Raw genomic sequence first — 13391 nt, forward strand, 5'->3', positions numbered from 1 at the left:
GGCTAGCCGGAGGGCTGGCCCATCTGTATTGAGCCAGGCCGCAGGTCGCGTGCTGCTTCGTTAGAGGTACCGCGTAGGCGTGCGCGTCCATCAACTGAGCGCAACGGACGAACGGCCCGCGGGTCCCCCGATCCGCGGGCCGTTCGCCGCCCCCCTTGTTTCCCCCGGGTATCGGTCAGCCGATCGACTCGACGTGGTTGCCGTGGACGCTGACGAGGTATCCGCCCATGAACGACCAACTCGGCCAGCCCGTGCGGTCGATCGACCAGAGCTTCTTGCCGGTCGCGAGGTCGTAGGCGGCGCCCGGCTCCGATTCGCCGACGTACGTGTACACGTTGGTCAGTCCGAACAGTTCGATGCGACCCGTGGACGCCGAGGGGAAGTTCCCGACCGCGGCGCCTGTGGCTCGGCTCAATTCGCAGTGATCGGCTCCGGACCAGAGCACGAAGGCGTCGTTGGCGGCATCGAGCATCGCCCGCTCCGGGCCGGATCCGCTCGTGATGCAAGTCGGTGTGGGCACACTCCACAGTTGATCGCCCGTCTGTTGGTCGAACAGGGTGATGGTTGCCCGGTCCGCGACGAAGAACTGGCCGGTATCGGGTGAGCCGAGCACCTGGTCGCCGGGCGCGGAGGCAGTGAAGATGAATCCACCGGGCGCCAGACTCTTCGTCCACACCGGACGTCCATCCAGCCCGAACCCCGTGATATCGGAGGACGTCCCTTCAGACGAATACGGCCGTCCCACCAGGATCTGACTCATCGGGCTGACCTGCTGGTCCAAGACGGGGGTCAGTTCGCCCGCCTCCACGTCGAGGAAGGAGGTCTGGTACGTGCCATTCGTCGAGCTCCAGCCCTGGGCGGTCACCACGGATGAGCCGGGCACCGGTTCGTTCAGGTACGATTCGACCTTCCCGAGAGAAGTCGACCACACCGGTTCGGCCGGGGCGGTCGGCCGCACGCGCGTGATCGTGTCCTCGACCTCCCGGCCGTCGGCGTCTCGCTTGCGGGTCAGAACAAGCACGTCACCGGAGTCGCCGGGCACCGCTTGCATGTCCATGTTGGGAGCGAAGTCGTCGCCGCCGGGGTGGAAGGTCGCGACGGTCTCTCCTGTCGCGAGATCGAGCACGTCGTGCGGGCCCGATGTGGGATCCGGGCCGACGAACACGGCCCGGCCGGAGGTGCCGAGCACTGTGAAGCCGGCCCGGTAGTCGAGTTTCTCCGGGGTGAAGCGCCACTCGCGCTGCCACAGCACGGTGCCGTTCGAGGTGTCGACCAGGGTGACGCCGTAGTCCTCCTCCTTTTGGCTGCCGCAGTCGCCGACCCCTTCGTACTCCTTCGGCCGCATGCCCGAGACCAGCACCGCGCGAGCGTCGCTCAGGGTGAAAGTGCGGATTCCGGTGCAGTCCGTCATGCCGGGCAGGTCGAGTGACCAGCGGGTCGTCGCCCGCAGGCTGTTGACGTCGTGGGGCTCGATGACGCCCGAGTCGACGAGCGGCGGGGCCGCCGGCGTCGGACTCGGCGTCGGAGTCGGAGTGGGCGTCGGCGTGACGATCCCGGTGGGCGTCGGGACGGGCGGGGGCGGGGTGTCGCCGCCGAGGTGGATGACGCCGGTGAGGGCGAGCGCGGCCGTCCCGCAGGCGAGCGCGATCGCGACTCCGGAGAGCAGGCTGGTGAGCAGGATCTGGAGGTGCTTGCGGCGGCGCGGCTCGTCGGCGACGGTGTCGATCAGCAGTTGCCGGATGGCGGCGCTGCGCTCCGGGGTGAAATCCGTGGTGCTCATCGTGCACCTCCTTCGAGAATCGTGGAGTTTGTATCGAGTTCGGCGGCGAGCGGTGAGGCCAGCTCGATGAGGCGTTTGCGGGCGCGGGAGAGGCGGGACTTGACGGTGCCCTCGGGCACGCCGAGTGCGTCGGCGGCCTCAGCGGTGGTCAGCCCCTCGAGCAGGCAGAGGGTGATGACGTCCTGGTCCTTCTGGGAGAGTTTCGAGAACGCTTCGCGGACCTCGTGGTCGCGGCCCGCGCCGTCGAGCGACTCGTCGACGGTCGGGGCATGGTCGGCCTGCGGGGCCGGGGCGGGCAGCTTCGCGAGGGCGGCGCGGTAGCGGCGCGTGCCGCGGGTGTGGTTGCGTACGGCGAAGTTGGTGGTGACCAGCAGCCAGCCGATGATCGAGCCCTCGACGAGCCGGACGGATTCGCGCTTGCGCCACGCCTCCAGGAAGACGACGGCCGTGACGTCCTCGGCGTCGTGCGGCTCGCGCACCAGCCTCAGCGCGTGGCCGAAGACGCGGTCGCGGTGACGGTCGAACAGCGACGCGAATGCGGGACCATCCCCGCCGCGTGCCGCCGACCAGGCCGCGGCCTCGTCGAAATCATCCCTGCTCATACCCTCTACTGTCCGGACCGGCCCGGATGGTTCCATTTTTCGGGGCACCGGGAAAACAACAGCATTCAGAAGCCATGGCAGCCTATCCGGATGCACGGATCGGAGCCCCCATGGAAAACCCCCGGATCCCTTCACAAGGGATCCGGGGGTTTTCCCGTGATACCGGTCGGGCGCTACAGCAACCCAGCGGTAACGGTCACCACGTGCACGGGGTGAGGGACTCCGCGGATGCCGAGAGCATCGCTGGGCCGCCGACGAGTGTGACCGTCGTGACGCCGAGGCGGGTGAAGTCGGCGAGCACACCACGCGGCACGCAGTCGTAGGGCGCCAGGTAGAGCGGCGAGGAGGTCGAGCCGGCCAGCGTCGTCGCCGACAGGGCGTCCGGGAAGCCGAAGCCGGTCGCGAGCAGCGCGGTGGTCGCGTGGGTGTAGGCGTCGGTGTTGACGGCCAGTGCCGTTCCATAGCGGTCCGAACCGGCGAGCCGAGTGACCATGTAGCCGGCGTCGGTCAGCGAGGCGACCATGCCGGTCGACATGGCGTCCGTGCCGCCGATCACCTTGACGTTCTTCGCCTTCAGAGACGACAGGAGCGACGCCGTCGCGGTGTCGACACGTGGCGCGTTCGCGTCGACCAGGAGGATCGGGGCGCCCTGAGCCCCGGCCGCGCCTCCGGCGGTGAGCGCGTCGGGGAAGGTGTTGCCCGAGGCCACGTACACCGTGCTCGCGGTGGTGAAAGCGCCCGAGACGAGCGCGCGGGAGGTGGCGAAGCGGTCATCTCCCGCCACACGCGCGACGGTCGCTCCGGGAACCGCAGCCCGCAGCTGGTCGAGCGCGGCGTCCCAGATGGGGAACGGACCGCCCACGACCAGGATCGACGACGGGTGGAGGCGTTGCACCTCGGCGACCACGTCGCCGGGCACTTCGTACGGCGTCGTCAACAGGAGCGGACCACCGCTCTTGGCAGCGGCAGGTCCCGCGGCGAGCGCGTCCGGGTAGTTGGCGCCCGAGGCGATGTAGACGACGGGCGCGGTACCCGGGAATTCCGCCTTCGACACGGCGACGGAGGTCGCGTAGCGGTCGCCGCCCGCGATGCGCCCGACACCGATCATGGGGCGGACGGACGTGGCCGTGGTTCCGGAGAGTGCCCTCTCAACGTGGACGGTGCCGGATGCGTTTACCGACCCGGTACCGGATGACCCCTGCGCTTCCACGTGTATCCCCGAGCATCCGGCGATCGCCACCGCCAGTGCCGCCGCGATGAGCAGCCCGAATGACTTGTTCATGGTGTTCCTTCCCCCTGCCGGACCACCCGGCTTCACTCCTTACTGTCCGGACGGGTCGGAATGGTTCCCTCCTGTCGCCGGGTCGTCAGCCCATACCGGCGGAGGCCTCCGGAGTGCCCTGCCGCGGACCGGCCTCATCCGGATGCAGCCGGGCACCGCTTCGCGATACCTGGATGACACCGAAGATCGCGATCACCCCCGCGACGACGAACACGAAACCCGCCCACAGCGGGGCGTGCGCGGCCTCGCCGAGAACCACCACGCCGATCGTGACCCCGACGATCGGATCGATCACCGTCAGCCCCGCGACCACCACGTCCGGGGACCCGGAGGAGTACGCCGTCTGGACGAAGTAGGTGCCCAGGACAGCCGCGGCCAGCAGGCCGAGCAGGCAGACCAGCGTGAGCCAGTCGGCCGGCACCAGACGGAAGTTCGCCTCGAAGATGGTCTGGATGCGGCCGATGAGCACCTTGGCGAGCGTCGCGACGAAGCCGAACAGCACGCCCGCTCCGACGACGTAGAAGATCCGGGTGAGACGCTTCCGCAGCAGCCCGAAGCAGACGCCGAAGGCGACGAGAACGACGGCCAGGATGATCACCACGGCGATCAGCTGCGGCTCCTGGATCGGCAGGGTGGTCGTCGTCAGAGCCGCGACCGCGACGAAGAGCCCGACGCCGACCACGCAGAGCGCCATCGCACGGATCGCGCGCCCATCCAGCTTCACCTTGGTGACGCGCGCGTTGAGGACCGCGGTGATCACCAGCGCCAGCGCGCCCAGCGGCTGGACCACCGTCAGGGGAGCGAGGAACAGGCTGAAGAGCTGGAACAGGATCGCCAGCCCCAGGCAGACGGTGCCCAGCAGCCAGGACGGCCGTTTCGCCAACGCGAGCAGTTGGCCGATGCCCAGGGTGCTCCGCTTTCGCTCACTCGGCTCCGCCTCCACCTTCGCCACACCGCGCTGCTGGAGCTGCGCGCCGACCGCCAGGAAGACGGAACCGACGAGCGCCACCGGTATCCCGAGGGACTGCGCCGGCGTCAAAGTCACCAGGTCGAGGCTCATGCGCCGAACGTACGCGCCGCGGCCGCGAAGTCGAGTCCGGCCCGTGCTGGACCGCTGAGGTCACCCGGCGACGACCGAGCAGTCGTCGTAGACGATCGAGCCCGTCGCCGACGTCTGGTTCGTCGAGTAGATCTGGGGCACCATCCGCTCGCCCGAGCGTTGGGCGGTTCCCGCCCAGGTGACCTTCGTCCAGGTGCCGGCGGGAAGCGAGGCGATGCTGGTCGACGGGAGGTGGACGTCGCTGCTGAAGTTCTGGGTGTACTCGAGGAACTCAGCCCGGATGTTCAGCCCGCTTGCGCTCGGGCGGACCCAGCACGATGCGGTGTAGACGGTCCCGGCGGCGGAGTTCGCGACGACGGTGTTCTGAGTAAGGCCGACCAGACCGGGTGACGCGGTGGGCGCGGTGACGCGAAGGGCGGAAACCCCGCCGTGCACGGGGGACGCGACCGTCGCGAGCGTGCCCGTGACGAACGCCTTCCAGCCTCCTGCTCCCGACTCGAATCCGGGGTCCGGGAGGAGCTGCGTGGGCGTCGGCGGCGGGGGAGGCGGCGGGGTCGTGGATGCGACCGGGCTGACGACGACGTCCGCCTGGGTGCCGTAGCCCGCCGCATTGATGGCGCGGACGGTGTACTGGAAGTGGAACCCGTTGGGCAGTCCTGTGACGGTCGCGCTGCGCGCAGTACTCGGCACCAGCGTCGTCGCGCCGGTGTTGCCGTTACGGATCTCGTACTGGGTGATCGGGAGGTTGCCGTCGCTCGCCGGGGGCGAGAACGAGATCACGCCGCCGCCGTCCGTCGAGACGGCCGAGACGGACGTGGGCGGGCTCGGCACGGTGTACGGCGTCTGCGGTGTCCCGACCGTGAACGTCGAGGTGGCGGGGGCGCTGACGTTGCCGCTGGTGTCGACGGCCCAGACCGCCGCCGTGTACTGACCGGCGGTCAGCTTCGGCGATGTCGCCGAGGTCGCACTCCCGTCGGAGAGCGGGATACCGCCGAGGATGCTCACAGCGGAAGCAGGACCGGGCGACACCCTCGCGATGGTGTGAGCGACGTCGGACGACGCCGACGGCTTCCAGCTGATCGTGGGCGTTGACCCGGCACCTACTGTCACGCCGCTGGCAGCCGTCGGCGCGACCGCATCCGAACGCAGCTGCCAGAGCAGCGTGCCGGTCATCGGGTTGGAGTTGGGGAGTCCGGCGCAGCGCTCGGAGAAGGTGATCTTCGCCATCTCGACCAGGCCCAGCGCATCGACGATGAGGTTCTCGACGTCGATCGTCCCGGTCATCGGCGCGCCGCAGGAGTGGCTGTCCAATGTCACCTGGAAGCCGTACTGGGTCGTCGGCACCGGCCCGTCCCAGGGTGCGGTGGTGTGAACGCCGGACGTGATCGGGGGGCCGTTGCTGGCCGGCCCTCCGCCGGGCGGCGTGATGACGATCTGGGCGTTCTTGGACGCGTCGGTGGAGGCCGCCGTCCAGGCGTACCCGCCGTAGAAGGTCGACTCCGCGACGATGTAGGGGCCGTTCGCGTACGTGTTGGTGGCGCCGAGATCCAGGGGGTCGGCACCGGAGGTGGTGATAGACGACGTCCCGATCGCTGCCGCTCCGGTCAGGGCGACCGACTGCGTAGAACCGCCGACGGCGATGTGCATCGTGGCGGTCCGCGGTCCGGCGGTTTTGGGCGAGAATCCGACTTTCCACGAGCATGTCGCCCCGGCAGCGAGGCTGCTGCCGCAGGTGCTGTGGGACGCCGTGAAGTCGGCGGCGCCCGTACCGGCGAACGCCGGAGCGCCGAGGGAGATCGTGGACGACGTGGTGTTGTGCACCCACTCGGCTTGCTGAGCGGGCACGCTGGAGAAGCCGATCGGCGTGGCCGGGAAGGCGAGCGTCCGTGCGCCCAGATCGACGCCGCCCGGGTGCGGCTCGTTCATGCTGACCTCGCCGATGCCCTGCAGCACGAGGTCGAAGGTGTAGAGCTGGCCGATGCTGTTCCACTGCAGGTCGCGGATGTCGAGCTCTCCGGTGAACCCGCTCGTGGAACCGCCGGCGTCGAGGCGCACCTGCGGCTGGGCGCTGTCGGACTGGTTTCCGTTGACGACGGCGTAGTCGCCCATCCGCAGCGGTTGCCCCGGGGGTGGTGTGACCGTCACGGAGACGGCGGACGTCCCGACCGAAATGCCCCGCGAGAGGGTGCCGTAGTACAACTTCGCCGCACCGTTGTCGCCGAACTGGAAGGCGGGCTGGGAGGACTGATCGACGCCGAACTTGATCGAGAGGACCGGCGGCACGGTTCCGGCCTGCGCACTGGTCGCGGTCAGCGCGGTCGCTATCAACGACAGCGCTCCGACCACCGCCGCGATCGCCGCCGTGTGCGCCGTTCTCCGCATACCGCCCCCAACGCTCGATGCCAGGGGCGCCAACGCGCACCCGGCCGCGAGGTTACGCCGGCGGGCACTCGTGCACAAGAGTTATGAGTAAATCTCATCGAGACCGTACCCGGATGCTCAGCGACGGCGGACCGCGTAGCGATGCTCGGGGCGCCCGGTTGCGCCGTAACGCAGCTCCAGGCGGAGGACGTCGCTCTGCTCCAGCTGGGTGAGCGCGCGCTGGGCGGTCGCACGGCTGATGCCGACCGCCGCCGCGATCTCGCTGGCCGAGCTGCTGTCCGCGCCGGCGGCGACTGCGTCGTAGACCGCCTGGAGTGTCGGCGCCAAGCGGCGGAGGGCTTCCGTCTGGCCGCCGGGCGGCGACCGGAGCAGGTCGAAGACACGGTCCACATCCTGTTGCGTCGCCTCGGCAGGGAAGGCGGCGAGGTCGTCGTGCGCCTTGCGGAAGGCGGTGAGCCGCCCGGAGAGCTCGGCGAAGCCGAAGGGCTTGACGAGGTAGTGCAGCGCTCCGAGCTGGACCGCGAGCTTGACCGTCGGGATGTCGTTCGCCGCCGAGATCACGATGACGGCGGGAGGGGCCGGATCGGCGAGGAGGCGTCGCACCACCTCCAGGCCGTCGCCGTCGGGAAGGTAGATGTCGATCAGTACGAGGTCCGGGCGCAGCGACTCGGCCAGGTCGATGGCCTCAGCGGCCGTGTGCGCTTGCCCAGCCACGCGGAAGCCGGGCACGGCCTGGACGAAGCCGACGTGGACGCTGGCCACACGGAAGTCGTCGTCGACGACCAGCACGGAGAGCGGGGCGCCGTTCACGAGCGGACCCCCGCCGTCGTCGTGGTGCTGGGAAGCACGACCTCGAACGTCGCGCCGCCGTCCCCGGAGACGGTCACCGTCCCGCCCAGCTTTGTGACCGTCGAGTGCACGAGTGAGAGCCCGAGGCCGCTGTGACGGACGAGCGACCCGCGCTTGGTGGTGTAGCCGTTCTCGAAGATCCGGGGGATCTCGGCGCTCGGGACGCCCGGGCCGTTGTCGGAGACGCGGAGGGTCAGCGCGCTCGCCGTCTCGATGATGCTGATGACGACCCGGCGGGGGGCTGTGGCGGACGCCAGGGCGTCGAAGGCGTTGTCGATCAGGTTGCCCAGGATGGTCGTGAGGGCCTGGACCCGGTCAGGCGTTTCGCCGAGGTCGGTGTCCGGGGAGATGACCAGTTCGATGCCGCGCTCGTTCGCTTCGGCAGCCTTTCCGAGGAGCAGGCCGATGACCATGGGGGCGCCGATGTGCGTGCGCAGTGTGTTGTCCAGGTCGGCGGTCGTCCCGCGGATCTCCGTCAGATACTGACGAGCCTCCTCAGTGCGACCCAGTTCGAGCAGACCCGAGAGCGCATGCATCCGGTTGGAGAACTCGTGCTGCTGGGCGCGGATCGACTCGGTGAAGCTGCGCTCGCCGTCGAGCTCGCGGGTCAGGCCGGTGAGCTCGGTGCGGTCCTGGAGGGTGAACACCGCCCCGTGTGCGCGTCCGGCGAGGGAGACGGGCATGCGGTTGATGACGAGCACGTGCTCGTCGGTGACCACGATCGCGTCCTTCACCTCCGTCGTCCCGGTGAGCGTGTCGCGGATCGGACTGGCCGCGAGCACGTCGTCCAGGCGGCGGCCGCGGGCGCCCTCCGGGAGGCGGAGCAGTCGCTGGGCCTCGTCGTTGACCACGGTGATCCGGCCGGCCGGGTCGATGGCGATGACGCCCTCCCGGATGCCGTGGAGGGTCGCTTCCCGCTCCTGCAGCAGCCGCGCGATCTCATCCAGTTCGAGGCCGAACGTGCGGCGCTTGAGAAGGCTGGCCAGCGCGAACGACGCGAGCGCGCCGATGGCCAGCACCAGTGCGAACCACAGTGCGTACGAGGGGAGCTCGTTCAGCAGTTCGCCCGAGACGCTGCTCTCGCGGATCCCGACGGACACTTCGCCGATCACCCGGTCGCCCGTCCCGAACATCGGGACGCGGGCGTTCGCGTTGACGCCGGTGGCTCCGCTGTCGGTTCCCAGGTGCACCTTGCCGTCACGCGCGACGATCGGCTCGGAGACCTTCTTGCCGATGAGGGATGGATCCGGGTGGGTGTGCCGCACCCGGTTCAGGTCGATGACGACGACATAGGCGGCGCCCGTGCGGTTCGCGGTCTGCGACGCGAGCGACTGCATCGTCGCCTCGCACCCGGCGGAGGGGGTCGTCATGCACGACTGGATGGCGGGCATGCCCGCGAACGTCTGGGCGATCCCCGCCGCCCTCGCCTGGTAGTCCGCATCGAGGTTCGCGCGGGCGGTCTGCGCGAACAGTACGAAGCCGATGACCATCGAGGCGGTCAGGATCGCCACCTGAGCCAGGAGTATCTGGCTCGACAGTCGTCGGATCCGTCGTCGCATCACAGGAAATCATGTCACCCGGCGACGGCCGCCGCCTGTGAGCACAACGCGCAGAACCCGAGTGAACGCGCAGAACGGAGCGAATGGCGCACAAGCGCGACGCGCACACCGTCTCGGGGCGAGCATCGGTTCTCGACACACCCGCAAGACAGAGAGGTCTTTCGACATGGGCGACCAGCGACCCCACCACACGACGGGCTCACCGGGGGCGGAGCAACCGGCCGGCATCGAGATCGTCGGCTTGACCAAACGGTTCCTCACCCCCAAGGGCGACACCTTCACCGCCATCCACGACGTCACGCTGACCGTGGAGCCCGGGCAGTTCTGCGCCATCGTCGGCCCGACCGGCTGCGGCAAGTCCACGACGCTCGCCCAGGTGTCCGGCCTGGAACGGCCGAGCGCAGGAACGGTGAGCGTCGGCGGACGCATCGTCGAGGGCATCACCAGCGGCGTGAGCTACATGTTCCAGGCCGACTCCCTGTTCCCCTGGAAGACGGTCCTCGGGAACGTGATGATCGGGCCCGTGCTCGTCGGCACGCCCAAGAAGGAGGCGGAGGCGCTCGCCATGGACTGGCTGCGCCGCGTCGGGCTCGCCGGCTTCGAGGACCGCTACCCGCACCAGCTCTCCGGCGGGATGCGCAAGCGCGTCGCGATGGCGGCCTCGCTGATCAACAACCCGCGCATCCTCCTCATGGACGAGCCGTTCGGCGCGCTCGACGTGCAGACCAAGGCGATCATGCAGACCGAGCTGCTCGGCCTGTGGGAGGAGCTGCGGCCGTCGGTGCTGTTCATCACGCACGACCTCGACGAGGCCGTCGCGCTCTCGGACCGGGTCGTCATCATGACCAGCAGCCCGGGCACCGTCAAGGACGTCTTCGACGTCGACCTGCCCCGCCCCCGCGGCGACGTGCAGGAGATCCGCCACGAGGAGCGCTTCCTCGAGATCCAGGGCCGCATCTGGGAGTCGCTGCGCGACGAAGTGACGCGGGCCTACCAGCAGACGGCAGGGGCGGCGGCGTGAGCACCATGACCAGTACATCCAGAACCACCACGACCAGCCCGCCGGCCACCGCGGAGTCCGCCGGACAGCGGCACGAGATCGAGCTGCAGCTCGCCGGCCGGCGCGCTCGCCGGCGTCGCACCGCGTGGGTGTGGGTCGGCCGCATCGGGGTCGCCGTCTTCGTCATCGGCGGCTGGCAGTGGTTCACCTCCGCCGGCTGGGTCGACAAGTTCTTCTACGGACAGCCGTCCGGTATCTGGGACAGCCTGGTCCGTCTGTTCACTCAGGGGACCGCGTTCGGGACCATCTGGGAGAACCTCTGGATCACCGTCCAGGAGGCGTTCCTCGGCTTCATCGCCGGAACCATCGCGGGTGTCGTCATCGGCATCCTGTTCGGCTCCAACCGCTACCTCGCGTCGGTGTTCGGCCCGTACATCAAGATCGTCAACTCGATTCCGCGCATCGTCCTCGGGTCGATCTTCATCGTCGCGTTCGGGCTCGGCGTCCTCCCGAAGGTGCTCCTCGCCGCGGTGCTCGTGTTCTTCGTCGTGTTCTTCAACGCCTTCCAGGGTGTTCGGGAGGTCGACCAGAACCTGATCGCCAACGTGCGAGTGCTGGGCGCATCCCCGTTCCAGGTGGCGCGTCACGTCACCATCCCGTCGGCGATGACGTGGATCATCGCGAGCCTGCACACCGCGTTCGGCTTCGCCATCATCGGCGCGCTCGTGGCCGAAGTCCTCGGGGCGCAGCACGGCATCGGCCTCATCATCAGCCAATCGCAGGGCAATTTCGACCCGAACACCGTGTTCGCCTGCATGGTGATCGTCGCCGTCGTGACCCTGATCGCCGAGTACCTGATCACCCTCCTCGAGAAGGCCCTGCTGAAGTGGCGGCCGCCGAGCCGCTCCGAATCGGCCCAGGCCATCTGATCCCCGGCCTCGCGCCGACCCCGAACCTGCAACGACGCAGACCGCCGGCTCGCCGGCACCACGAAAGGAACATCCACATGAAGAAGCGCACCATCGGTGTCATCGCGGCGGCGGGGATCGTCGCCCTGGCACTGTCCGCCTGCAGCTCGGGTGCCGGAGGCGCGGCATCCTCCGGCGGCAGCTCGGACAGCGCGTCGATGCCGACCGTCAAGATGATGGTCGGCGGGATCGACAAGCAGATCTACCTCCCGTACCAGCTCGCCCAGAGCCTCGGCTTCTACAAGAAGTACGGCGTGAACATGGAGCTGTCGACCGAGCAGAACGGCGGCGTCGGCGCCGAGGAGGCCATGGCGTCCGGCCAGGTCGACATGGCCGGAGCCTGGTACATCCACACCGTCGACTTCCAGTCGAAGGGCAAGAAGGTCGTCAACCTCGTCCAGCTCTCCGGTGCCCCGGGCGAGCGGGTCATGTGCAGCCCGAAGGCGGGCGTCAACTCGGCCGCCGACTTCAAGGGCAAGAACATGGGCGTCACCGATCTCGGTTCCGGCACCGACGAGCTGACCCAGTTCCTCGCCGCGAAGGCCGGGGTCGACAAGAAGCAGTACAACACCATCGCCGTCCACGCCGGTTCGACCGCCATCGCGGCCATCCAGCGCGGTTCGGCGGACTGCGTGATGACCACCCAGCCGACGGTCGGCGCTCTCACCTCGCAGAAGCTCGCCGTCACCGGCGTTGATCTCGCTACCACGAAGGGGGCGACCAAGGCCCTCGGCGGCGCGTGGCCCGCGGCCGGCCTGCTCGCCAACGAGAGCTGGGTGAAGAGCCACGAGGATGCCGCCCAGAAGGTCGTCGACGCGCTCGTCGCCACGATGCACTGGATCTCCACGCACAGCGCGGCCGACATCGCGAACAAGCTGCCCCAGGACTTCGTGCAGAACAGCACGATCACCAAGCAGCAGTACATCGACGGCCTCACCACCGACAAGGGGCAGTTCCTCCCGGACGGCATCATGCCGGCGGGCGGCCCGAAGGTGATCTTCGACATGGAGAAGACCCTCGGCGTCGACACCTCGAACGTGAAGATCTCGGACACGTTCACGAACAAGTACGCGGACGCGGCCCTCAAACTCGAGGGTCTCACCGCCACCACCAAGCCGGCCGGCGCGAACGGCTGATCCCAAGCCAGGGGGACCGGCCCGTTCCAACCATCCACACGGGCCGGTCCTCCTCGTCGTCCTTCTCCTCGTCGACGCCTTCGGAATCGCCGCATCTTAGAGGCCTCTTAGCGGTCGAGGGGGATAGTGGGCTCCATGATCGCGCACGCCTCCATCCCGTTCCTCGACGCCTCGAGTTGGCTGCACGCCTTCGGACCCTGGGTGCTCGTCGGGATCGCCGTCGTGATCTTCATCGAGTCCGGGGTCCTGTTCCCCTTCCTGCCAGGGGATTCGCTGCTGATCACCGCGGCCATCCTCGCGCCGCAACTCGGCATCCAGGTCTGGCAGATCGCCGTCGTCGCCGTGGTCGCCGCCTTCCTCGGCGACCAGACCGGGTACTGGATCGGCAAGCGATTCGGGCGGGGGCTGTTCAAGCCCGACGCCCGCGTGCTGAAGACGGAACGTCTGAAGGCCGCGGAGGCGTTCTTCGCCAAGTACGGGGGACCGTCGCTGGTGCTCGGACGCTTCGTGCCCTTCGTCCGCACCTACGTGCCGCTTTCCGCCGGGATCGCGGCGATGCCCTACCGCCGCTTCCTGCTGTGGAACGCCCTGGGCGGCGTGAGTTGGGTGATCGTGATGGTCGTCGTGGGCGTGCTGCTCGGAGGGATCCCGTTCATCGCGAACAACATCGACGTGCTGATGATCGTCGTCGTGGTGCTCTCGATCGCGCCGATCGCCATCAGCGCGCTCCGCCGGCGTCGCGTGCGAGCCCGAACCAGCCAGGAGTAGTGCGG

General features: G+C 68.9%; 11 protein-coding genes. 4 read left to right on the forward strand and 7 right to left on the reverse strand.

The window, feature by feature from the left end:
• Positions 1-175 precede the first annotated feature (175 nt).
• The 7 genes from QRN40_RS10420 to QRN40_RS10450 all read right to left on the reverse strand — a co-directional run bounded on the left by QRN40_RS10420 (position 176) and on the right by QRN40_RS10450 (position 9466).
• On the reverse strand, positions 176-1780 hold the full coding sequence (locus tag QRN40_RS10420) for an outer membrane protein assembly factor BamB family protein (RefSeq protein ID WP_285115547.1): 1605 nt from the start codon (positions 1778-1780) through the stop codon (positions 176-178).
• Positions 1777-2382 carry an RNA polymerase sigma factor gene (locus QRN40_RS10425; RefSeq protein WP_285115548.1) on the reverse strand — a complete coding sequence of 202 codons (606 nt, stop codon included), beginning with the start codon at positions 2380-2382 and terminating at the stop codon, positions 1777-1779. The genes QRN40_RS10420 and QRN40_RS10425 overlap by 4 nt, the downstream gene beginning before the upstream one ends.
• A gap of 196 nt (positions 2383-2578) precedes the next feature.
• Entirely contained in the window at positions 2579-3664 is a 1086-nt protein-coding gene (locus tag QRN40_RS10430; RefSeq protein ID WP_285115550.1) for a cell wall-binding repeat-containing protein, read from the reverse strand.
• A gap of 85 nt (positions 3665-3749) precedes the next feature.
• A complete protein-coding gene (locus tag QRN40_RS10435) occupies positions 3750-4724 on the reverse strand; it encodes a DMT family transporter (RefSeq protein ID WP_285115551.1) in 975 nt (324 codons plus the stop codon).
• A gap of 60 nt (positions 4725-4784) precedes the next feature.
• Complete coding sequence (locus tag QRN40_RS10440) at positions 4785-7106, reverse strand: fibronectin type III domain-containing protein (protein WP_285115552.1); 2322 nt, start codon at positions 7104-7106, stop codon at positions 4785-4787.
• A gap of 117 nt (positions 7107-7223) precedes the next feature.
• Positions 7224-7916 (reverse strand): response regulator, encoded by a 693-nt coding sequence (locus QRN40_RS10445; RefSeq protein ID WP_285115553.1) that lies wholly within the window; start codon positions 7914-7916, stop codon positions 7224-7226.
• Entirely contained in the window at positions 7913-9466 is a 1554-nt protein-coding gene (locus tag QRN40_RS10450; protein ID WP_285115554.1) for a sensor histidine kinase, read from the reverse strand. The genes QRN40_RS10445 and QRN40_RS10450 overlap by 4 nt, the downstream gene beginning before the upstream one ends.
• Before the next feature lie 214 nt (positions 9467-9680).
• Between QRN40_RS10450 and QRN40_RS10455 the strand changes: the two genes are divergently transcribed.
• From QRN40_RS10455 to QRN40_RS10470, 4 genes are all read left to right on the forward strand, one after another.
• Positions 9681-10535: an ABC transporter ATP-binding protein gene (locus QRN40_RS10455; protein ID WP_285115556.1), complete on the forward strand. Its 855-nt coding sequence runs from the start codon at positions 9681-9683 to the stop codon at positions 10533-10535.
• Between the two features lie 5 nt (positions 10536-10540).
• Positions 10541-11443 (forward strand): ABC transporter permease, encoded by a 903-nt coding sequence (locus tag QRN40_RS10460; RefSeq protein ID WP_285115557.1) that lies wholly within the window; start codon positions 10541-10543, stop codon positions 11441-11443.
• Between the two features lie 77 nt (positions 11444-11520).
• Positions 11521-12618 (forward strand): ABC transporter substrate-binding protein, encoded by a 1098-nt coding sequence (locus QRN40_RS10465; RefSeq protein WP_285115558.1) that lies wholly within the window; start codon positions 11521-11523, stop codon positions 12616-12618.
• Positions 12619-12753: 135 nt separating this feature from the next.
• Complete coding sequence (locus QRN40_RS10470) at positions 12754-13386, forward strand: DedA family protein (RefSeq protein WP_285115560.1); 633 nt, start codon at positions 12754-12756, stop codon at positions 13384-13386.
• Positions 13387-13391: the final 5 nt, after the last annotated feature.

The sequence above is a fragment of the Leifsonia sp. fls2-241-R2A-40a genome, assembly GCF_030209575.1.
Classification (GTDB): Bacteria; Actinomycetota; Actinomycetes; order Actinomycetales; family Microbacteriaceae; genus Leifsonia.

Coding starts and splice junctions, on each gene's coding strand:
- QRN40_RS10420 (WP_285115547.1), bottom strand. CDS start 1,780: ATGAGCACCACGGATTTCACCCCGGAGCGCAGCGCCGCCATCCGGCAA.
- QRN40_RS10425 (WP_285115548.1), bottom strand. CDS start 2,382: ATGAGCAGGGATGATTTCGACGAGGCCGCGGCCTGGTCGGCGGCACGC.
- QRN40_RS10430 (WP_285115550.1), bottom strand. CDS start 3,664: ATGAACAAGTCATTCGGGCTGCTCATCGCGGCGGCACTGGCGGTGGCG.
- QRN40_RS10435 (WP_285115551.1), bottom strand. CDS start 4,724: ATGAGCCTCGACCTGGTGACTTTGACGCCGGCGCAGTCCCTCGGGATA.
- QRN40_RS10440 (WP_285115552.1), bottom strand. CDS start 7,106: ATGCGGAGAACGGCGCACACGGCGGCGATCGCGGCGGTGGTCGGAGCG.
- QRN40_RS10455 (WP_285115556.1), top strand. CDS start 9,681: ATGGGCGACCAGCGACCCCACCACACGACGGGCTCACCGGGGGCGGAG.
- QRN40_RS10460 (WP_285115557.1), top strand. CDS start 10,541: ATGACCAGTACATCCAGAACCACCACGACCAGCCCGCCGGCCACCGCG.
- QRN40_RS10465 (WP_285115558.1), top strand. CDS start 11,521: ATGAAGAAGCGCACCATCGGTGTCATCGCGGCGGCGGGGATCGTCGCC.
- QRN40_RS10470 (WP_285115560.1), top strand. CDS start 12,754: ATGATCGCGCACGCCTCCATCCCGTTCCTCGACGCCTCGAGTTGGCTG.